Source organism: Streptomyces cyaneochromogenes (genome assembly GCF_003963535.1).
GTDB classification, from domain to species: domain Bacteria; phylum Actinomycetota; class Actinomycetes; order Streptomycetales; family Streptomycetaceae; genus Streptomyces; species Streptomyces shaanxiensis.
Genome location: NZ_CP034539.1, coordinates 10,110,793 through 10,131,147, shown reverse-complemented (window position 1 = coordinate 10,131,147; position 20,355 = coordinate 10,110,793). Strand labels below are relative to the sequence as shown.

Here is a 20,355-nt window from a genome sequence, read left to right as displayed (position 1 = left end):
GTCATGCAACTGTCAATGTTTCGGTCAGTTGAAGGATACGAGGTGGTGATGGGGTGATCGTGCGGCTACCGGGAAGCGGCCGCATGCCCGTACCGTGTCGGCGGCCGTCGCCGCCGCGAAGGCCGAGTTCGCCGCGCGCTCCGGCCTGCTCACCGGGACCCTGTCGCTGAGAGCGGCCGACGGCGTGGAGAGCAGCAGCCTCCCGGCACTGCTCGGCGCCTTCCACCGGCTCTGTCCCGGCGTCACCCTGCACCTCGTCGAGGGGGCGAGCGCCGGTCTTGGCCGCCCCCGCTGATCACCTACGGTCCGGACAGCGGCCTGTACCCCCGGCTGCGCAGGGCATTCCAGGAGGCCGAGATCCCCTTCCGGCCCGCCTGCTCCACCGACCACGTGGCGCTGCAGCTGGAACTCGTGGCCGCCGGTGCCGGCATCGCCCTCGCGGCGGGCGGGCCCGGGGGGGCATCACCAGGGATCCGCAGGTCACCGTCGTGCCGGTGACGCCCCGCATTCCCTACGCGAAGGCGCTGGTCTGGCGCTCCGGCCCGCACTCGTCGGCACCACCGCGGGCCCTCCTGGACCTGCCGCCCTCGGCCGCCGAGCCCTCACCCAGCGAGTAATTTCGAATTCAGATAAATACGCCTCAAAGAGGGGTCGTATAAGCGCGCCTTTAAGAAAGTAAAAGCGGTGATACGGGGCTGAATCAAGTCGTCCCTAGCCGATTTGACGGAGCGTCGAGCCACTCGGCGTCCCTCTGTTCGCAGGCTCGCCCGGTCGGTCCTCGCCCTTGGTGGCGCTGCCTGCCGACGTATACGTTCCTGCGCGCCCAGCACGCCCCGAGTCGAGCGTTTTCGGCCCGGGCCCCACCGAACGGTGTCCCACGCATCTTGTCGGGGCCTGTCGCCGGCAGCACGATCGGCCTCGCTCGCACCGCAGTCCGATCCCGGAGCAGTTCCGACCCCGGAGCAATCCACTCGAGGAGTTCCCTGTGACGACCGACCGCATGAGCCTCAGCCCCGAGTCCGCCCGGCAACTCGCGACGACCACGAAGACCACACCGCAGATGCGCGGCATCACCCCGCGCTATCTCCTGCGCGCCCTTCCTTGGGTCGACGTCGAATCGGGTGTCTATCGCGTCAACCGGCGCCGCACCTACGTGCTGGGCGACGACCGCATCAGCACCCACACCGACGACGGAAGCCCGCGCGTCGTTCCGGGCGACTTACGCGAGATCTCGTATCTGCGCGAGAGCGACGACGCCCTCCTCGGCCAACTGGCCGACGCCTTCGAGGAGATGAGCTTCGACGCCGGGCAGGTGCTCGTCACGGAGGGCGACACCACCGAGCATCTGTGGGTGATCGTCCGCGGGCGCGCCGAGAAGCGCGCCGCCGGGCGGTACGGCGACGAGGCGCTGATCCAAGTCATCGGCGACGGGCAGTATTTCGACCTGGACGCGTGGACCAGGCGCGAGCCCATGCCGTACACCGTCAAGGCCGTCACCCCCGGCATCGCCCTGCGCGCCGATCGTGCCGCCCTGGCCGGGCTCATGGAGCGTGACGAGGCGCTGCGCGGGGCGGTCGAGTCGTACGCGGCGGGCGACATGCCGGCACCGGGCACCGAGGCGCCCATCGACCTGAGCGGCGGCCATGTGGGCGAGGTCGATCTGCCGAGCACGTATGTCGACTACGAGGATGCCCCGCGCGAGTACCACATGACGCTGGCCCAGACCCGGATGATGGTGCACTCCCGCGTCGCCGACCTCTACAACGGGCCGATGGACCAGACGCGGACCCAGGCCAACCTGACCGTCCAGGCCCTGCGCGAGCGCCAGGAGAACCTGATGCTCAACCACCCCGACTTCGGCCTCTTCCACAACGTCCCGGCCGGTCAGCGCGTGCAGGCGCGCACCGGCGCTCCCACCCCCGACGACCTGGACGAGCTGCTGACGAAGGTGTGGAAGCAGCCGGCATTCTTCGTCGCGCACCCGAAGGCGATCGCCGCGTTCGGGCGCGAGTGTACGCGGCGGGGGGTGCCCCCGGTCACGGACAGCCGGTTCGGCAGCCCGCTGCTGACCTGGCGGGGAGTGCCGCTGCTGCCCTCCGACAAGGTGCGCTGCCCGGGCGGCGCGGGCGATGCCGCCGGTACCACCGAGATCCTGCTGATGCGGATCGGCGAGGCGGAGCAGGGCGTGGTGGGGCTGCGCCCCGCAGGCGTACCGGACGAGGTCGAACCCGGCCTGTCCATGCGGAACATGGGCATGGACCAGAAGGGCATCACGTCCTATCTGATGACGGCCTACTTCAACACAGCTGTGCTGGTCGACGACGCCATCGCCGTCCTCCAGAACGTCGAGGTGTCCAAGTACCATGACTACGCCTGACGTCATGGCGCCGCGACCGGGCGCCGCGTGGCTGACGCCGGCGGCAGCGGATCGCACGGCGGCTGCCGAGGTCGGTACGACCGTTCCGGGATCGGCAGCCGGCGCCGGTACGGCTGTTCCGCAGACGGCGACCACGCCCGTCCCCGGGCTCACGCCACCCGCGCCGCCGGCCGATCCCTCCGCGCTTCTTCGCCAACCGGCCGGGTTCACCGCCGAGTCGGTGCGCCACGACTTCCCGATCCTGCACCGGACCGTCAACGGCCACCCCCTCATCTGGCTGGACAACGCCGCCACCACGCAGAAGCCGCGTCAGGTCATCGAGGCGCTCGCCGCCTACTACGGCGCCGCCAACTCCAACATCCACCGTGGCGCCCACACCATGGCGCGGGAGGCAACCGAGGCGTACGAGGAGGGACGGGCGGCCGTCGCCGACTTCCTCGGCGCCCCCAGCCCGGACGGCGTCGTCTTCGTGCGCGGCACCACGGAGGCCGTCAACCTCGTCGCGCAGACTTGGGGCCGGGCCAACCTCGGGCCCGGGGACGACATCCTGGTGCCGGTCCTCGAGCACCACTCGGACATCGTGCCGTGGCAGATGATCGCCAAGGAGACCCGGGCCCGGCTCGTACCGATCCCGCTGACGCCGGACGGAGAGATCGACCAGGACGCGTACGCCGATCTGCTGTCCTCGCGCACCCAGCTCGTCGCGATCAGCCACGCCTCGAACGTGCTGGGCACCGTCCCACCCGTCAAGGAGATGACGGCGCTCGCCCACCGCTACGGCGCCAGGGTCCTGATCGACGGCGCCCAGTCCGTCGCTCATTTCCCGGTCGACGTGCAGGACTTGAACGCGGACTTCTACGCGTTCTCGGGTCACAAGCTGTTCGCGCCGACCGGCATCGGCGTCCTGTACGCGAAGCCGGAACTCCTCGCCGCCATGGCACCGTGGCAGGGCGGCGGCAACATGATCGAGTCCGTGGACTTCGGGAGCACCACGTTCGCCGCCGCCCCGCACAAACTGGAGGCCGGTACCGGGCACATCTCCGGGGTCATCGGACTGCTCGCCGCCGTGAACTGGCTGACGTCCCTCGATCGCGAGGCCGTGGCGGCGTACGAGGAAGGGCTCATGTCGTATGCGCACCAGGCCCTCGCCACAGTGCCCGGGCTTGAGCTGATCGGCTCGGCGGCCCACCGGATCGCGGTGCTCACCTTCACGCTCGCGGGACAGGACCCCGCCACCGTCGCCGACTGGCTCGACCGCGACGGCATCGCGATCCGCGCGGGCCACCACTGCGCCCAACCGGCCCTCGCCCACTACGGGTTGGAGTCGGCGGCCCGCGCCTCGCTCGCGCTCTACAACACGTCCGAGGAAGTTGACCAGCTCGTCGCGTCGTTGCGCAGGCTGCAACAGGACGGCTGACGACGGGAGGGAGAACTCAGCGAGTCAGCCGGGGTCCGAACGGCCACAGATGGCCGGACGGGTCCCGGCTCCGCTACGTAGGCTTCGATCCAGTCCGGCGACGGCCACGGCCACGAGAAGGTCGGCCGGAGAAGACCTTCCGATAGAGGGAACGGAAATGCCCGGATAACATCCAATTGTGCCGACATGTCGAGGTGCGGCATGCGAGGAGGCTCCGACCGGCATGGCAGACCCCCGGCGCACAGATTCCGTACGGTCCGACCCGCGGCGCATCGACGTCCATCAGCACGTCATCCCGCCCGCCCGCAGCCGCGCCATCGCCGCCCGTGCCGCGGCCGTCGGCTGGCCCGCGCCCGCGTGGGACGAACACAGCGCGATCGCCATGATGGACCGGCGGTCCATCGACACCGCGGTGCTGTCGTACGCCGCACCGCTCGCCGGCCCCGACGACCCCGACGCGGCACGCGCGACGGCCCGCGGCGTCAACGAGTACACGGCCGAACTGGTCAAGAACCGCCCCGACCGCTTCGCCCACTTCGCCGCCCTCCCGCTGCCCGACGTGGACGCCGCCCTCGCAGAGGCAGTCCACGCCCTGGACGTGTTGCACGCCGACGGCGTCATGATCCTGTCCAACGCCCACGGCCGCTACCCGGGTGAGGAGGCGTTCGAGCCGCTGTGGGCCGAACTCGACGCCCGCTCCGCCGTGGTCCTCGTCCACCCGACCGCACCCCCGGGCGCTCCGTTGCCGCAAGTCCCCCCTCCGCTGGCGGACTTCCCCTACGACACCACCCGCGCCGCCCTGCACATGACGGTGCGCGGCGTACCACGCCGCTACCCCCGTGTGAAGGTGATCCTCCCTCACGCAGGCGGCTTCCTGCCCTACGCCGCCTCCCGCTTCGCCCTCGCGGCCCGCCTCCCCCGCACCACGAGCACCGACACGCCGGACACCGTCCCCGAAGTCCCCACGACCCCCGTGGACTTCGTCACCGATCTGCGCCGGTTCCACTTCGACACCGCCATCTCCCCGGGCCCCGCCACCCTGCCCTGCCTGCTCGCCTTCGCCGCCCCCGACCACATCCTGTACGGCAGCGACTACCCCATGCTTCCCGAGGACTGGAGCACCGGCTTCGACACCGCGCTCGACACGTATCCCGACTGGAAGCCCGGCCAGTTGCACGCGGTGAACCGAGGCAATGCCGAGCAGCTCATCCCGCGCCTGGCGCAGGAACCGTAAGCCCCGTAGGCCTCGTAGGCACCCGCACAGCAACAGCCTCATCGGACTCGGAGATGACCCGACCCGGCACCTCGCCGACGAGGTCGCAGTGACCCGCCAATGCAGGAACTGCATCGTCAGGGAAGCTCAGAGACGTCGGTGTCCTCAGGAAGCCGCAGTCCAGGAGGCAGCTCCTGCAAACCGAACCGCGGAGGAAGGGTGAAGTCGGCCACCTGGGACAAGTCCACGGTGCCACCGCCGAAGTGGGCGGGCGGAGCCGTGCGGTAGATGGAAGGAAGGTGGTGTTCACCGAAGTTCACCGTGCTGCCGGTGAATGCCGCACCGGCGAAGTCGACGGTGCCGTCGGAGAACTCAGCGCCCTCGAAAGGGACTTCGCCCGCTGTGAAGGCAGCGTCCCGAAAGGTCACGTGAGCGCCGGTGAAGCGGGCGTGGTCGAAGGTGACCCAGCCGCCGCTGAAGGTGGCGCGGTTGAAGCGGACGGTACCGCTGCGGAATTCGGCGAGCCGGAAGTAGATGTGACAGCCTTCGGCGAAGTCGGCCTCGTCGAAGACGACCTGGTCCGTTCCGTGGCCGGCGAAGAGGGTCTTGACGAAGAGGATGTCGCCGCCGGTGAAGCGAGCGCCGCGGAAGCCGGCTTCATCAAGGACAGCGCCGGTGAAGTCCAGGTCGTGGCCCTGCCAGGACGCGGGCGCACCGTCGCGCAGGTGCGCGGCAATGAGTCCCAGGACAGTCACGCGCACTTGCCGCTCGCGCTGCCACGAAACGAGCGCCTGATCGTCGGCGGGTGGATCGGGAGCATGCGGCATTCTCAGGTAGCCGCACAGCACATCGCACACTGGCGTTCCTGCGGCCATTCATCGGCGAGCCGTGCCATGGCGTAGGCGCCGGCCATGCGTACTGCCGGCTGATCTGCCCCGAGTTGCTCGGCGGCGGCGCCGAACCGTTCGATCAGTGCCTTGTCGTACTCGCGGGCATCGGTCGCCTCGCTGAGATGCTGGCGCCGGTAAGCGACCACGAGCGCCACAACGCCCCCGATTCCTGCGACAACGGCCAAAGCGATCTTGATGGCGTCGTACGCGTCACTGGGCTTGAGCGGACCGGTCGCCTGCACGCGAGGTGCCCCCAGCATGAGCCACAACAGACCCAGAACTGTGATCCCTGCGGCCACGGCCAGGACCAATACCACGGCGATGTGCAGGCCCAGGTGCCAGCGCATGACACCGCGGGGAGCCGGGTTCGACTTGCTCTCCGCCTCGGTCAACCGCGATCCCACGCGCAGCTGACCCGGTCACCCGTCACACAGCCGAAGACGACCACGGGTTCATCGCCGCAACGAACCGACCTCATCGGACCTCCCCCTCACCTGCTGGTGACCAGCGTGGCTTACGGCCACGACTCGCACCAGACCCACCGATCGGGGAGACCGCCCCTGGCTGCCTACCCGATGAGAGCTCCGGCGATCTGGCGCGAGGTCTGCGCCGCCACCCTGGGATTGACTGCCGCGTAGGCGGTGTAGGCGTTCAGAGCCGTGGCCAGTGCCCAGCCGCGGCCCCGCATCCAGGTGGCGTCGTCCACGCCGAGTGCGGCGCGGAAGGCGGCCCGGCTTCCCTCCGACAGCAGGGCGAAGGCGATGGTCAGGTCGCAGGCCGGGTCGCCGACACCGAGCCCGCCGAAGTCGATGACCGCGCTGAGTCGGCCGTCGACGGTCAGCAGGTTGCCGGTGTGGAAGTCTCCGTGGAACCAGACCGGCGGGCGGTCCCATCCGGGGGCGCTCAGCGCCGCGTCCCACAGCTCGGTCATCGACTTGGCGTCGAAAGTGCCGTCGACCTGTGCGATGGCGGCACGCGTCGCATCGTCCCGGTCGGCCAGCGACCCGGCGGTGAGGTCCTCGCGGGCGTCGTCGGCAGCGATGGCCTCGGGCGTGGACCGCTGAAGGGCGACCAGGAACTGTGCCAGTTCGACGGCGGCCACGGACGAGTCGGCCAGGGTCTCGACGGTCGCCACCTCGCCGTCCAGCCAGCGGGACACCGCCCACGGCCACGGATAGCCGAAGTCGGGTTCACCCACCCCCACCGGCACCGGGATCGCCAGGGGCAGATGTGGGGCGAGCCGAGGCAGCCACTCGTACTCCTTCCTGGCCTGCCTGATGGCTCCGGCATGGCGGGGCACCCGGACGGACAGCTCCTCCCCCAGCCGGTAGATCACATGGTCCGAGCCGGCGGGATCGAACAACTCCAGGGGCAGTTCGGCCCACTGCGGGAACTGCGTGTCAACCAGGCGCCTGACCAACGTGGCATCGATCGCGGGGCGGATGTCCGTGGTTCTCCCGGTCGCCAAGAGCAGCTCCTGCGGTCGGCCCGCACCGTACGGCGGGCAGCCTGGGCCATCACAGTACGTCGCGACCTCGCCTGTCGACCGGATTTCTCGACTCACACGGCGACAAGCCGGTCGGCTGGAACACGGGTCGAAGCTGGTCCTCACCTACCCCAACGACGACGCCGGCTCAGGCACTCACCGCCCGCCGCGATGCCGGATGGGCAACGTAACCCCCGATGCCCGCGAGTACGCCCGCCGCGGCGACCAGCAACGCCGTGGTCAGACCCGCACGCAGCAGCAGAGTGCCGACGGCCGCGCCGGAGAATACCGCCACCAGGGCAGCGACACGGTAGGACTGGAAGGCGTCCGGCGTGCCGCCGCCCACGGTCGACTTTCTGATCCAGGTGACCAGGGTGCCCGTCACCAACGTGGTGTTCAGGATCGCCCCGAGCCGCCACATCGTCGCACTGCGCACCCCCATGGCCAGCGCCATCAGCGCGATCACGGCATAGTGCCTGGGCACGAGACCGCCCCTCACCGTCTCCAGGCCGATCGCCGCCAGCGCGGCGGCCACCAGCAGCACGGACGCGATGGCGGCCGACGCCAGCAGCCACCGGCGCAGGCGTGCAGCCTCGGCGACACCGAGACGGCTGCCGGCGACCACGCCGGTCACGAATCCGGCCAGCGCCGTGAGCGAACCCATCGGTGCCAGCCCCTCGCCACCGGCGGCCGCGAAGCCGAGGAAGAGGATGTTGCCCGTCATGAAGGCGGTGAAGACCTGGCCCAGGCCCAGGAAGGCGACCGCGTCGACGATCCCGGTGACCGCGGTCAGGGCGATCAGCACCTTCGGCAGCGGATCGGAACGAGCCGGGACTGACATACGGGTTCCCTTCCCCGGCACGGCAGAGTCGCCCCCTGTCTTCGGTCGGGCCCAGTCCCCACCTGACAGACCCTCACCCGGTCGGCCGTGCGGACGCCTTGTGAGGCTCGCCGGTCAGCCCGCGAAGACCCTTCCCTCGTTCACGACGTAACGCGCCGGATCGGAGCATCCGATGGACGGCGTGATCAGCAGACTCACGGTGAGCGGCGCAGGCTCCCTGCTCGCGGTCGCGAAATCGCAGACGGCGCCCCTGCCCGTCAGCGGATACCAGAACCAGCCGTCGACGTCGCCCACCGTGGCCCGGTCGGACTCCTTCCATGCTTGAACTGCGCGCCATCACCGCCGGATACGACAGGAGGGCCCCTGTCGTCCGCGCCGCCTCGCTGTCCGTCGCCCCCGGGGAGGCGGTCGGCCTGCTCGGCCCCAGCGGCTGCGCCAAGTACACCCTCGCCCGTGTCACTGCCCTGCTGCACCGTCCCGCCTCGTCCGTCGGCCTCACCCCCGACCTGCTGACCCGCCGGCCCCACGAGGTCAGCGACGGGCAGCTGCAAGGAGCCTGCCTCGCCCGGGACCTCGTCCTGCGGCCGCGCCGGCTGGTCTGCGACGAGATGGCCGCGATGCCCGACGCGTCCACCACCGCCGCGCTGGTGGCCACGGTCGAGCACTACCGCGCCGCCACGGGCGCGGGTCTGCTCGCCGGTGTGACGGAGGAGGAGCCGGCGCAGGTGCTCGGCCGGTGGGGACGGTCCGGCGGGGTGCCGGTGGCTTGCCGCTCAGCGTGCCCACATGTCCGGGCCGCCGCCGCGCCACTCGATCAGCCCGGACTGCCGTACGTACTCGGGATCCGCGTCCTCGATGCCCGCCCGGCGCAGGAACTCGGCCACGTCCAGGAGCCCGTACGCCATCCCGAGAAAGTGATCGTCCACGCGCACCCGGCGTCCGCCGTCCGCGGCGGGCGGGTAGACGACGACGGGGTGCGTGCTTGCCATGGCACCAGGGTGCGGTGTGGCGCGCTCACCCGCATGCGGGGAGCCACGTGGGCGCTGGACCGTCAGGGCGAGTGGCGGGTGGCCGAGGGCGCGCGGGCGCTGCTCGCGCCGCCACTGCCCTAAGGGACTGTTAGGACTTGGTTCGCGCTGTTGAACGGCCCTGTCGTGCCATCGAATCTGTGTGCTCCCGGGCCTCAGACAAGGGAGTTTTCGATGGCCACACAGACCACGGCACCAGGCGCGCAGGACACGCGCCGCGGCGAGCGCAGGGTCGTCAGCAATATCGTCCGCGGATCGATCGGCAACCTGATCGAGTGGTACGACTGGTACGCGTACACCGCGTTCAGCGTGTACTTCGCCGCCGCGTTCTTTCCGTCCGGCGACCAGACGGCCCAACTGCTCAACACCGCCGCGGTGTTCGCCGTCGGCTTCCTGATGCGGCCGATCGGCGGCTGGGTGCTGGGGCGGTACGCCGACCGGCGTGGGCGGCGTTCGGCGCTGACGCTGTCGGTGACGCTCATGGCGGCCGGTTCGCTGATCGTGGCGCTGACGCCGTCGTACGGCGCGATCGGGGTCGCCGCGCCGGTGCTACTTGTGGCCGCGCGGCTGCTGCAGGGCGTGTCCGTCGGAGGTGAGTACTCGACCTCGGCGACATACATGTCGGAGGTGGCCTCGCCCGGCCGGCGCGGCTACTACTCCAGTTTCCAGTACGTCACGCTCATCGCCGGGCAGCTGACGGCGCTCGGCCTGCAGATCGTCCTGCAGCAGGTGCTCAGCGCCTCCCAGATGGAGGCGTGGGGCTGGCGGGTCGCGTTCGTCGTCGGCGCCGCGGGCGCCATCGTCGTGCTGTGGCTGCGGCGCGGCATGGACGAGTCGGAGAGCTACGAGCGCGCGGCGGCCGAAGAGGGCGAGAAGGGCGCGGGCGACGGGCCGGCGCGCGGCAGTCTGCGGATGCTGCTGTCCTACCCGCGGCAGTGCATGGTCGTCGTGGGGCTGACCATGGGCGGCACGCTGTTCTTCTACACGTACACCACGTATCTGCAGAAGTTCATGGTCAACACCAGCGGCATCGCCAAGCCGACGGCTGCCTGGATCAACTTCTTCGCGCTGCTGGTGTTCGTGCTGCTGCAGCCGGTGATGGGGCTGCTGTCGGACCGGGTGGGGCGGCGGCCGATGCTGATCGCGTTCGGTGCGCTGGGCGCCGTGGTCGTGGTGCCGTCGCTCACCCTGCTGTCGCGCACCAGCGACCCCGTGTACGCGTTCCTGCTCATGGTCGGGCCGCTGGCGGTCAGCTCCCTGTACACGTCGATCAGCGCGGTGGTGAAGGCGGAGCTGTTCCCGACCTCGATCCGGGCTCTGGGCGTCGGTCTGCCGTACGCGCTGACCGTGGCCCTGTTCGGCGGGACCGCCGAGTACGTCGCCCTGTGGTTCAAGAACGCCGGGCACGAGAGCTGGTACTTCTACTACGTCACCGCCTGTGTCCTGATCTCGCTGCTCGTCTACATTCGGATGCGCGAGACGTCGGACGGATCGCCGCTGGAGAGCGAGGCAAAGGCCTGAGTGGGAGGGTGGCGACCGTGCGCGTGCTGCTGGCCGAGGACGACGACGGGGTGGCGGGTGCGCTGACCGAGGTCCTGTACGAGCACGGTCATCTGCCCACCCGGGTGCGGCGCGGCGAGGAGGTCCTCACCCGCCACCGCCAGGCCGACCTGCTGCTGCTCGACCTCGGGCTGCCCGACCTCGACGGCCTGGAGGTGCTGCGCAAGCTGCGGGCGGTCAGCGGCCTTCCGGTGGTGGTCCTGACCGCGCGGGGCGACGAGCGGTCGGTGGTGCGCGGCCTGCGGCTGGGCGCCGACGACTACCTCGTCAAGCCGGTACGGCTCGCCGAGCTGCTGGCCCGCATCGACGCGGTGACCCGGCGCGCCGCGCCACCCGCCGCACCGGCACCGCGTACGGTCCTCGCCGGTGACGTCGAGGTCGATCTCGACGCGCGCAGGGTGACGGTGGGCGGTGCCGAGGTGCGGCTGACCACGAAGGAGTTCGCGGTGCTCGCCGCGCTGGCGGCCCGCGCGGGTACGGCGGTCAGCCGCCAGCAGCTGATGGACGAGGTGTGGGGCGACGCCTATCTGGCGGTGTCCCGCTCGCTCGACGTCCATCTCACCCAGCTTCGGGCCAAACTCGGCCGGCCCGAGGTGCTGACCACCATCCGGGGCTTCGGCTACCGGTTCGGCGACTGAACCGGGCCCATGCGTACCCGGGTACTGACCGTCGTCCTGGCCTTCGCCGTACTCGCGGTGGCCGGTTTCGCCGTCCCGCTGCTCGGCGTCACCGCCACCCAGCGCACCGAACAGCTCGTCGCGGCCCGCACCGCCGACCTCGACCGCTTCGCCGGACTGGCCGACCAGGCCGCCGAGAGCGGCGACACCGGCGCACTGACCGCCGAGACCACCCGGTACACCGAGCTGTACGGCGAGGCCGTCGTGGTCGTCGACGCCCGCCGCGCCCCGGTGGTGCAGTCCGGCGGCATGCGCGCCGCCGACCCGGAGGTCGCCCGCCTCGTCGACGCGGCGCTGCGCAACCAGCCCGTCTCGCCCGGGGGCACACTGCGCCCCTGGTCGCGCGGCGAGAAGCTGCTCGCCCGCCCCGTGGGCACCGGCACCCGGGTGTCCGGCGCGGTGGTGCTGCGTGCCTCGGTGCGCGACGCCGCCGACGACATCGCCCTGCGCTGGGCGCTCGTCCTGGCCGGTGCGGGCCTGTTCGCCGTGGCGTGCGTGCTGCTCGCCCGGGCCGCGACGCGCTGGGTGGTACGCCCTCTGCACCACCTGGACCGCGCGGTCGGCGCGCTCGCCGCGGGGCTGCCCGCCGAGCACGCCCGGGCCGGCGGCCCGCCCGAGCTGCGCCAGCTGGCCACCGGCTTCAATCGCATGGCCGACGCGGTGAGCACCGCGCTGGAACAGCAGCGCCGCCTGGTCGCCGACACCTCGCACCAGCTGCGCAACCCGCTCGCCGCGCTGCGCCTGCGCATCGACTCGCTCCAGCCCCGCCTGCCCGCCGCCGCCACCCGCACGTACACGGGCGTGACCGCCGAACTCGAACGCATGGAGCACCTCCTCGACGACCTGCTCACCCTCGCGAACGCCGAACACCGCGCCGGGGAGCTGGCCGTCACGGACGAGCGGGCGGCCCGCTGCGACGCGACGGCGGTCGCCGCGGCCCAGGCCCAGCTGTGGCGGCCGGTGGCCGAACAGGCCGGCGTCCATCTGGAGTGCGCCCCGGGCCCCGCCGTCCTCATGACCTGCACGGAGGGCGAACTGGCCCAGGTGGCCGACATCCTTTTCGACAACGCGATCAAGTACGCCGGAGAAGGCACCCACGTCGAGACGCGCTGCTACGCCGAAGGCCCGGACGCGGTGTTCGAGGTACGGGACGACGGCCCGGGCCTCCCCGCGGCCGAGCTCCCCCGGGCGGGGACCCGCTTCTGGCGCTCGGAACGCCACCGCGACGTACGCGGCAGCGGCCTCGGACTGGCGATCGCCGAGCAGCTCGTGGCCGGCCGTGGCGGGCACATCGAGCTCACGTCGGCCGAGCCGCACGGCCTGCTGGTCAGGGTCGTACTCCCGCGCGCCGAGCACGGGACGCCGGCTCCGAAAGGCGGCACGCGATGACCGTCCCGACCCGTCGCACCGCCCTGCGCGCGGCCCTCGGAGCGGCGTGCACGGGACTCATCGCGGCCGCCGGGGCGGCCGACGCACGGCACGCCGACCGTGGCCCGCAGGGCAGGCTGCGCATCGCGACCGGCGAGTCCGGCAACTTCTACGCGGCCTTCGGCCAACTGCTCGCCGACCAGGTGAAGGCGGCCTACCCCCGGCTCTCCTGCGAGGTGATCAACAGCGAGGCCTCCGTGGCCAACATACGGCTGCTGCAGGAGGGCCGGGCCGAGGTCGCGCTGGCGCTGGCCGACATCGCGTGGGCCGCCTACGGCGGCTCGGCACCGTTCGGGCGCCCGGTCCCACTGCGTGCGATCGGCCGGGTCTACGAGAACTACCTTCAGCTGGCCGTGCGCGCCGACACGCCGATCCGCACCGTCGCCGACCTGGCGGGGCGCACCGTCTCGCTGGGCGCGCCCGCATCCGGCGGTGCCGTCCTCGGCGACCGCCTGCTGCGCGCCGCGGGCCTGACCCCGGGCGCCGACGTCCGTGTCCGCCACCTGCTGCTGCCCCAGGCCGCACAGGCGATGCGGGGCGGCGCGATCGACGCCCTGCTCGTGTCGGGCGGCATACCGCTGCCGACGCTCTCCGGCCTCGACACCCGCCCCGGAATCCGCCTCCTGCCACTGGCCGGGCTGCTCCCCCGCCTGCGCACCGACACAGGCGACTCCGGGTCCGGTCTCGAAGCGGTGACCGTCCCGGCCGGGGCATACCGCGGCGCTCCCGAGGTGACCACCATCGGCGTGGCCAACCTCCTCCTGTGCCGCCCCGACCTGCCCGCCCCCGTCGCAGCCGCCCTCACCGACGTCCTGGTACGCCGAGCCACCCACCTCGTCCCCACCACCGCCCTCGGCACCCAGTTCCTCGACGCCCGCAGCCTGATCTCCACCGGCGTCGTGCCCCTGCATCCCGGGGCGGTCGTCGCCTACCGCGAGCTGCACGGATGAGCCCTGGGCGCACGGTTGGGTCCGGGTGCACGGGTGAGTCCGGGCCCGTCAGCCCTCCGGACGGGCCCGCGATTGCAGATGGCTCGTGGCTGTACAGGTCCTCCCCTGTTTGCGCCTAGGTCGGCGGCAGCCGCTCCCGCCACGGGCATCCGGTCACGAGCGGGGCTTGTGCGTCGCGGCGAAGGCGTCGGCCGCCGCGAGGTCGAAGTCTCCGTGATCGCTGCCGAGGCCCTGGGCCACCAGCGCCGCGGCCGCGCAGCCGAGGACGGCGGAGTCGTACGGTGTGCGGCCCAGGCCCATGCCGCGCACGAAGCCGGCCGAGAACGCGTCGCCGCAGCCCGTGGTGTCCACCACGTCGATCGCGAAGGCCGGGACCTGCTCGGTGCCCTCGGGGGTCACGAGCAGCGCGCCGTCCCCGCCCCGGGTGACCGCGACCAGTCCGGCTCCGGCGTCGAGGAGCTTGTGCGCTCCGGCGAGCAGGTCCTCCTCGCCGGTGAAACCGAGGACCTGGTCCTCGTTGGGCAGCATGTGGTCGATGTACGGCAGCGCGGACGCGATCTGGTCGAAGCTGCCGAGTACGCCGGGTGCGAGCAGGTCCACCGAGGTGGCCACACCGTGCTCCTTGGCATGCGACAGGATGCGTGTGGCGGTGTCGACGCCGATGAGTTCGGGGCCGCCGAGGTGGAGGTGGGTCGCCTCGGCAATGGCGTCCCAGGGCACGTCGTCGGGGCCGTAGGTGATGTTGGCGCCGAGGAGGTGCAGCGACGGGCGGTCGCCGTTGGGGCGGATGGGCAGGACGCTCGCGGAGGTGGGGGTGTCCGTGCGGCGGACGAGGTGGCGGGTGTCGATGCCGGCCGCGCCGAGGAGTTGGACCAGCATGTCCCCGGTGGGGTCGGAGCCGATGGCGCCGGCGCTGCGTACGGATGCGCCGAGCTTGGCGAGGGTCAGTGCCGTCCCGCCGGCTGTCCCGGCGGCGGTCATCCTGATGTCCTCCACCAGCGTCGCGCCCTGGCCCTCGGGTATCGCCTCCACCGGCCGTACCAGCACGTCCAGCACATGCACGCCCATCGTGACGACGTTCATCGGTTTCCCTCCTGCACAGGCGGTACGGGGTGGGTGGTGCCGTAGTTCCGGGCGATCGCGGCCTCGATCACCGCGAGTTGCTGGTGTTCGTCCAGGACTCGGGGCGTACCGAGTGCGGCCGCGTGCCGGTAGACGCCGCACGCCCACTCCAGCAGCAGCGCGTGCTCGACCGCCTTGTCCAGTGTCGGAGCGTGGGTGAGGGCGCCGTGGCTGGCCATCAGCGCGGCACCGCGGCCCTCCAGTGCCGTGAGGACCGACTCGGCGAGTTCCGGGGTGCCGAACGTGGCGTACGGTGCCACGCGCACCGAGCCGCCCAGCGCGAGCAACTGGTAGTGGATACAAGGGAGTTCATCGAGCACGCAGGACAGTGCGGTCGCCATCGGGGCGTGGGTGTGGACGACCGCGCCGGTGCCGTAGCGGCGGTAGACGCCCAGGTGCAGGTCGAGTTCCGAGGTGGGCTCGAGCGCCCCTGCCACCACGTTTCCGTCGAGGTCGACCACGGTCACCTGGTCGTCGGTCAGTTCGGCGAGCACCGCGCCGGTCGCCGTGATCGCTACCCGGTCCCCCACCCGCGCGCTGACGTTGCCGGCCGTGCCGATGAGCAGCCCCTCGGCCCCCAGGCGGCGACACGCCGCGGCCACCGCGGTGCGCTCCTGGCCCAGCACCGAGCTTGAGTCGGTCATGTCCGCGACGGTAACATAAACCTGAAACAATGTCACGTTCAGGTTCGGAGGCTGTGCATGGGCGATCCGGCCTCTCCCGGGAGCGGCGGCAGCTGGCCCGTTCCCCTGCGCCGTACTCCTCAGCAGGCGCGCAGCAAGGCGCGGTTGGCCCGGGTCCTTCAGGCCGCCGAGCGTGTCCTGGTCGCCGAAGGGGTCCAGGCGCTGACCACGACCCGCGTCGCGGCGGAGGCGAAGGTCTCGGTCGGCTCGCTGTACCAGTACCTGCCCGACCGCGACGCCATCATCGACGCCCTGGCGGCCGGTTACCTGGCCCGGCTCGAGGCCGCCATGGACGACCTGGTCCGCGCGGCCGCCGCCGAGCAGTGGGACGACCCCGTCGGCGTGCTCATCGACGCGTACGCCGCCATCTACCGCACCGAACACGGCTTCCGGGCGTTGTGGTTCGGCAGCAGCCTCACCGAGCAGACCCGTGCGGCGGACCGCGAGCACAAACGCCGGATGGCGGACGGCGTCCGGCGCGTCCTCCTCGCACTCGGCACGGTCCGCGACGACGAGATGCTCGGCCGGGCCTGCCACGCCGCGGTCCTCGCGGCCGACGCCCTCGCCCAGGAGGCGTTCCGCCGTGCCCCCGAGGGCGATCCGGGACTCCTCGACGAGGCCCGGCTCATGCTGCGCGGGTACCTCACCGATGTCGCCGCCCGTCGACCGTGACGCCGGGCTTCGCGCTGCGGCGGACTGCGGCTCTGCCATGCTGGCGCGGTGCCGAATCCCACGCCTGTCACCCCGGACGCGCCCGACCGCATACGAACCCCACTCCTCACCCAGGAGTGGCTCGACCTCGCCTTCATCCACTGGGCCGTCGAACCGGACGTCGTGGCGGGGCTGTTGCCCAGTGGGACCGTTGCGGACACGCACGACGGGGTCACGTACGTCGGACTCGTCGCCTTCCGGATGCATCGGGTCGGCTGGCTGCGGCTGCCCGGCGTGCCGTATCTCGGGACCTTCCCGGAGACCAACGTGCGGCTGTACTCCGTGGACGCGCACGGGCGGCGCGGCGTCGTGTTCCGGTCGATGGACGCCGCCCGGCTGATCCCGGTCGTCATGGGGCGCGTCGGCTTCCGGCTGCCCTACCTGTGGTCCCGGATGACCGTGCGCGCCGACGGCGACACCGTCACCTACACCAGCTCCCGGCGCTGGCCCGGCCCGCGCGGCGCGTACAGCCGCATCGCCGTACGGACGGGTGAACTCATCGAGGAACCCACCGAGTTGGAGCACTTCCTCACCGCTCGCTGGGGCATGCACAACGCCTTCTTCGGCGGGCCCGAGCCGCTGGCGTACCTGCCCAACCACCACCCGCGATGGCCGCTGTACCGCGCCGAGCTGATCACCTGCGAGGAGAACCTGATCACGGCGGCCGGACTGCCGGCCCCGAGCAGCGCCCCGGTCAGCGTGCTGTATTCCCCCGGCGTCCCGGTCCGTCTCGGCCGTCCGGCGCGCCCCGCGGGCATCCCCACGCCCTGATCCGCGCCGCGTGTCGAATTCCGGAGGCCGGCGCCGACGTATCGGATGAGAGGGCCGGGGCCGCACCATGCGGCCAGCCGGTCGGCGGTCGTCAGAACGGAGATCGGTCATGTTGCTCAGGGACAAGGTCGCGCTGGTGTACGGCGCGGGAGGCGCCATCGGAGGGGCGGCCGCGCGCGCTTTCGCCCGGGAGGGGGCGAAGGTCTTCCTCGCCGGGCGGACCGCCGCGCCGCTCGACAAGCTCGCCGAGGACATCCGTGCCGCGGGCGCGGACGCCGAGACCGCCATGGTCGACGCGCAGGACGAGGCGGCGGTGGACGCCTTCGTCGACGGCGTCGCCGCGCGTGCGGGGCGGATCGACGTCTCGTTCAACGCCATCGGCTACGGAGACGTGCAGAAACCACTGATGGAGATCTCGGAGGCGGACTTCCTCCGGCCCATCGTGACGGCGATGCGGTCGCAGTTCCTGACGACCCGGGCGGCGGCCCGCCACATGACCGCACGCGGCACGGGGGTGATCCTCGCCTTCGGCGGCGGTGGGACCCAGACCCTGCCCGGCCTCGGCGGCTTCAAGATCGCGCTGGACGCCCTGGAGGGGTTGCGCCGCCAGTGGGCGATCGAGCTGGGCCCGCAGGGCATCCGCGTCGTGACCCTCAAGTCCGGCGGCGTGCCGGAATCCCTGCCCACGGGGTTCCCCGGTGCCGAGGCCATCGTCGGCAGCCTGGTCGACGCGACCCAGCTCGGCCGGACCGCGACCCTCGCGGACGTCGGCGACGTGGCCGCCTTCGTCGCCTCCGACCGGGCCCGCACCCTCACCGCGACGGACGTGAACATCTCCTGCGGAGCCATCGTGGACTAGTGCGCGGCGACGCCCTTCGGCAGAACCTCGACGCCGTGCCGCGACGCTGGACGCGACAGGGCCCGGACCGGGTCGACCGGTCCGGGCCCTGTGGAGCGTCGGCGCCTACGCGCCGCTGCCCTGCGTCGTCACCCTCATCGGGCGCTGCGCCTGGCGCGGATCAGCACCAGGAGGCCGCCCATGAGGAGGACGGCGCCGGCCGCGGCCGGCCACAGCGTGGTGCCCGTCTCGGCCAGGTTGCCCCCGACCGCCTGCGGCTTCGTGCCCAGACTGTCCTCGGTGGCTTCGTCGGCGGGCTGCGTCTGCGCCGCGGCCCCTCCCGCGTTCTCGTCGTCACCGGAGCCGCCCTGCGCCTGGTCGTCGCCCGCGGCGGCCGACGGGGTGCCGGACGACTTGGGCGCGACCGTGCTCGACACGGTGGGCTCGTCGTCGTTCGCCGGGTCGTCGGCCGCGGGGTCGTCACCGGGGTCGTCGTTCGAGGGAGCCTCAGTGGCGGGGTTCTCGGTCGCCGGGGCCTCGGTCTCGGGCGCCTCGGTGGCCGGGGCCTCGGTGGCGGGGTCGTCGTTCGCCGGCGGGTCCGTCTGCTCGTCCCCTCCGTCGCCCGGCTCCGGCTTGTCGTCACCGGCCGGCGGAGTGGTGGGCGCCTGCGTCGGCTCCTCGGTCGGCTCCTCCTGGCCCGGGTCACCGCCCTCGTCGGCTCCGGCACCGCAGGTGCGGCCCGCGTTGATGCAGTCGACCATCTCGCCCATCAGGTCCTCGTCGAAGACGTTGATGAAGTCGCCGTGGTCGGTCACCGGCTTGTGCAGCTGCTCGGGGAAGGAGTCCACCGCGAACAGCGGGGTCGTCCTGCCGCCGTCCTGCAGGCTCGGCGCGTCGACGTCGTAGACGATCCGCTGCACGAGCTGCGGGATGGCCTGGAAGCCGTTCGAGCAGGTGCCGTCGGCCGCGGCGAACGCCACGTGCGTGCGGTGGTTGGCGCTGTCGATGTTCTGGCCGTCCCAGCAGCTCTGGAACTTGAACGTGCGCACCACGTCACTGCCCTGCGGGCACAGCGGGTACTTGTCCTTCAGCTGCCGGTCCTCGAAGCCGGTGCAGCTCCAGGAGGCGTTGGCGTTGGCGGTGCCGTTGACGAACGCCTTGGCGTCACCGGTGATGATGCGCAGCAGTCGCGGCATCTCGGTGACCTTGCCCCGCGGGTTGCCCACGAAGGTCATCGTCACGGCCTTGGGCGTGACGATCTCACCGGCGTTGCCCTCGATGCCGCCGCCGGGCGAGCCCGCGTCCTTCTCCTGGGTGCCGTTCTGCAGGCGCAGGACGGGCCAGAAGTACGACGACCTGTCGCCCTGGTCGACACAGGTGGTCTCGGCGCCCGCCAGGTCCTCGTCGCTCGCGAAGGCGTTGTTGGCCTGGTTGCCGACGTAGTCGTGGAAGTGGTGGGCGCCGTTGGAGACGCCGGGGGCCACGATCACGTTGTCCGAGTTGAACAGTCCGTTCTCGTTCACACCGCAGCTGGTGGCGAAGGTGCCGCGGGAGGCGCCCTTCTGGACGGCCGGGGCGGACACGTTCGGCTGCACGGCCTTGATGTCCACGAAGTCCGCGGCGACCGGGCCGTTGCCGGCCTGGCCACCGTTGCCGGCCTGGCCACCCTCACCGGTCTGGCCGCCGTTGTCGGGCTGTTGGTCGCCCTGGTCCTCGCCCGCCTGGTTGTCGCCGCCCTCGTTCTGGCCGGCGTCGCCCTGGTCGCCGTCGCCGCTGTCGGCCGCGCGCAGCGTGCAGGGGGCGAGGGACTCCAGACCCTGCGGCCGGTCCCCGAAGCCCTCGATGGCGATGGCGATGCGTTCGATCGTCGCCGTGCGCTTGTCCTTCAGCGGATTCATGATCGCGCTGTCGGCGAAGGCCGCGTCCTGCTGGACGGCCTGGGCCGACTCCTTCAGGCGCTGGTAGGCGTCGGCGATCTGCTGGTCCAGGAGGGCGAGTTCCTTGGCGACGTCCTCCTTCGCCCCGTCCGGCACGGCCGTCAGCTTGCTGCCGACGTCCGGGCAGTCGATCGTGCCTGCCGGGGAGGACAGCGTGCGGGCCTGTTCCGCTTCGCCGTCCTCGGTGGCCGAGGCATAGACGTTGCCCGCAACCAGGCCGCCGCCGCCCAACATCAGCGCGACCGCTGCAAAGGTCGCGCGCCGTGCGCCCGTGGGGCGTCTTCGCGTGCTGCGTCCCAAGGAAGTACTCCTACGCCTCGTGATCGGTCAGGGCATGAAAATCCCCTGGCCTAATACGGAGACGCGCCGCGTCGTGTTCAACCGCCTCGGGAATTCACAGAAATCTCTTACAACGAGGCCTCGACG

At 71.7% G+C, this 20,355-nt stretch carries 21 protein-coding genes and 2 pseudogenes; 14 read left to right on the top strand and 9 right to left on the bottom strand.

Annotation, left to right across the window (positions count from 1 at the left end; translation table 11 throughout):
* Positions 1-94 precede the first annotated feature (94 nt).
* From EJ357_RS45425 to EJ357_RS45405, 6 genes are all read left to right on the top strand, one after another.
* Positions 95-295, top strand: coding sequence for a hypothetical protein (locus tag EJ357_RS45425; protein ID WP_126398431.1), 201 nt, complete (start codon positions 95-97; stop codon positions 293-295).
* Positions 232-498, top strand: a complete 267-nt coding sequence (locus EJ357_RS50895) for a LysR substrate-binding domain-containing protein (protein WP_126400903.1) — start codon at positions 232-234, stop codon at positions 496-498. Before EJ357_RS45425 ends, EJ357_RS50895 begins: the two co-directional genes overlap by 64 nt.
* Positions 495-617: a hypothetical protein gene (locus tag EJ357_RS50390; protein WP_267132834.1), complete on the top strand. Its 123-nt coding sequence runs from the start codon at positions 495-497 to the stop codon at positions 615-617. The genes EJ357_RS50895 and EJ357_RS50390 overlap by 4 nt, the downstream gene beginning before the upstream one ends.
* Positions 618-1,000: 383 nt before the next feature.
* On the top strand, positions 1,001-2,377 hold the full coding sequence (locus EJ357_RS45415; RefSeq protein WP_126400901.1) for a family 2B encapsulin nanocompartment shell protein: 1,377 nt from the start codon (positions 1,001-1,003) through the stop codon (positions 2,375-2,377).
* The gene (locus EJ357_RS45410) at positions 2,364-3,794 is read left to right on the top strand and encodes a cysteine desulfurase (protein WP_126398429.1); all 1,431 of its coding nucleotides are present in this window, start codon (positions 2,364-2,366) and stop codon (positions 3,792-3,794) included. Before EJ357_RS45415 ends, EJ357_RS45410 begins: the two co-directional genes overlap by 14 nt.
* A gap of 223 nt (positions 3,795-4,017) precedes the next feature.
* Positions 4,018-5,028 carry an amidohydrolase family protein gene (locus EJ357_RS45405; RefSeq protein WP_126398427.1) on the top strand — a complete coding sequence of 337 codons (1,011 nt, stop codon included), beginning with the start codon at positions 4,018-4,020 and terminating at the stop codon, positions 5,026-5,028.
* A gap of 116 nt (positions 5,029-5,144) precedes the next feature.
* Here EJ357_RS45405 and EJ357_RS45400 read toward each other — a convergent pair whose 3' ends face one another.
* The 5 genes and pseudogenes from EJ357_RS45400 to EJ357_RS45380 all read right to left on the bottom strand — a co-directional run.
* Entirely contained in the window at positions 5,145-5,864 is a 720-nt protein-coding gene (locus EJ357_RS45400) for a pentapeptide repeat-containing protein (protein WP_126398425.1), read from the bottom strand.
* Complete coding sequence (locus EJ357_RS45395) at positions 5,837-6,289, bottom strand: hypothetical protein (RefSeq protein ID WP_126398423.1); 453 nt, start codon at positions 6,287-6,289, stop codon at positions 5,837-5,839. Before EJ357_RS45395 ends, EJ357_RS45400 begins: the two co-directional genes overlap by 28 nt.
* A gap of 176 nt (positions 6,290-6,465) precedes the next feature.
* A complete protein-coding gene (locus EJ357_RS45390; RefSeq protein WP_126398421.1) occupies positions 6,466-7,365 on the bottom strand; it encodes an aminoglycoside phosphotransferase family protein in 900 nt (299 codons plus the stop codon).
* A 166-nt stretch (positions 7,366-7,531) separates the two neighbouring features.
* Entirely contained in the window at positions 7,532-8,224 is a 693-nt protein-coding gene (locus EJ357_RS45385; RefSeq protein WP_126398419.1) for a YoaK family protein, read from the bottom strand.
* A gap of 114 nt (positions 8,225-8,338) precedes the next feature.
* Positions 8,339-8,545: pseudogene (locus tag EJ357_RS45380) on the bottom strand (hypothetical protein); the annotation flags it as partial.
* Here EJ357_RS45380 and EJ357_RS45375 point away from each other — a divergent pair.
* Positions 8,542-8,922: pseudogene (locus tag EJ357_RS45375) on the top strand (ABC transporter ATP-binding protein); the annotation flags it as partial. The pseudogenes EJ357_RS45380 and EJ357_RS45375 sit on opposite strands and share 4 nt — an antisense overlap.
* Positions 8,923-8,997: 75 nt before the next feature.
* Here the strand turns inward: EJ357_RS45375 and EJ357_RS49900 are convergent.
* Positions 8,998-9,213 (bottom strand): hypothetical protein, encoded by a 216-nt coding sequence (locus tag EJ357_RS49900; RefSeq protein ID WP_126400899.1) that lies wholly within the window; start codon positions 9,211-9,213, stop codon positions 8,998-9,000.
* A gap of 213 nt (positions 9,214-9,426) precedes the next feature.
* On the opposite strand from EJ357_RS49900, the gene EJ357_RS45365 reads away from it, so the two are divergent.
* Genes EJ357_RS45365 through EJ357_RS45350 form a run of 4 tightly spaced genes read left to right on the top strand, consistent with a single transcriptional unit; the run spans position 9,427 to position 13,867 of the window.
* Positions 9,427-10,773, top strand: a complete 1,347-nt coding sequence (locus tag EJ357_RS45365) for an MFS transporter (protein ID WP_126398417.1) — start codon at positions 9,427-9,429, stop codon at positions 10,771-10,773.
* Between the two features lie 17 nt (positions 10,774-10,790).
* The gene (locus EJ357_RS45360; RefSeq protein ID WP_126398415.1) at positions 10,791-11,450 is read left to right on the top strand and encodes a response regulator transcription factor; all 660 of its coding nucleotides are present in this window, start codon (positions 10,791-10,793) and stop codon (positions 11,448-11,450) included.
* Positions 11,451-11,459: 9 nt separating this feature from the next.
* On the top strand, positions 11,460-12,878 hold the full coding sequence (locus tag EJ357_RS45355; protein WP_126398413.1) for a sensor histidine kinase: 1,419 nt from the start codon (positions 11,460-11,462) through the stop codon (positions 12,876-12,878).
* Entirely contained in the window at positions 12,875-13,867 is a 993-nt protein-coding gene (locus EJ357_RS45350) for a TAXI family TRAP transporter solute-binding subunit (RefSeq protein ID WP_126398411.1), read from the top strand. Before EJ357_RS45355 ends, EJ357_RS45350 begins: the two co-directional genes overlap by 4 nt.
* A 153-nt stretch (positions 13,868-14,020) precedes the next feature.
* Here the strand turns inward: EJ357_RS45350 and EJ357_RS45345 are convergent, their stop codons facing one another.
* Both EJ357_RS45345 and EJ357_RS45340 read right to left on the bottom strand, forming a co-directional pair.
* On the bottom strand, positions 14,021-14,950 hold the full coding sequence (locus tag EJ357_RS45345) for a carbohydrate kinase family protein (RefSeq protein WP_126398409.1): 930 nt from the start codon (positions 14,948-14,950) through the stop codon (positions 14,021-14,023).
* Positions 14,947-15,633 (bottom strand): class II aldolase/adducin family protein, encoded by a 687-nt coding sequence (locus tag EJ357_RS45340; RefSeq protein ID WP_126398407.1) that lies wholly within the window; start codon positions 15,631-15,633, stop codon positions 14,947-14,949. Before EJ357_RS45340 ends, EJ357_RS45345 begins: the two co-directional genes overlap by 4 nt.
* 57 nt (positions 15,634-15,690) lie before the next feature.
* On the opposite strand from EJ357_RS45340, the gene EJ357_RS45335 reads away from it, so the two are divergent.
* From EJ357_RS45335 to EJ357_RS45325, 3 genes are all read left to right on the top strand, one after another.
* Positions 15,691-16,344: a TetR/AcrR family transcriptional regulator gene (locus EJ357_RS45335; RefSeq protein WP_126398405.1), complete on the top strand. Its 654-nt coding sequence runs from the start codon at positions 15,691-15,693 to the stop codon at positions 16,342-16,344.
* 48 nt (positions 16,345-16,392) lie between these two features.
* On the top strand, positions 16,393-17,154 hold the full coding sequence (locus EJ357_RS45330; protein ID WP_126398403.1) for a YqjF family protein: 762 nt from the start codon (positions 16,393-16,395) through the stop codon (positions 17,152-17,154).
* A 109-nt stretch (positions 17,155-17,263) separates the two neighbouring features.
* On the top strand, positions 17,264-18,013 hold the full coding sequence (locus EJ357_RS45325) for an SDR family NAD(P)-dependent oxidoreductase (RefSeq protein WP_126398401.1): 750 nt from the start codon (positions 17,264-17,266) through the stop codon (positions 18,011-18,013).
* 134 nt (positions 18,014-18,147) lie between these two features.
* Here EJ357_RS45325 and EJ357_RS45320 read toward each other — a convergent pair whose 3' ends face one another.
* Positions 18,148-20,229 carry a DUF1996 domain-containing protein gene (locus EJ357_RS45320; protein ID WP_407698452.1) on the bottom strand — a complete coding sequence of 694 codons (2,082 nt, stop codon included), beginning with the start codon at positions 20,227-20,229 and terminating at the stop codon, positions 18,148-18,150.
* Positions 20,230-20,355 lie beyond the last annotated feature (126 nt).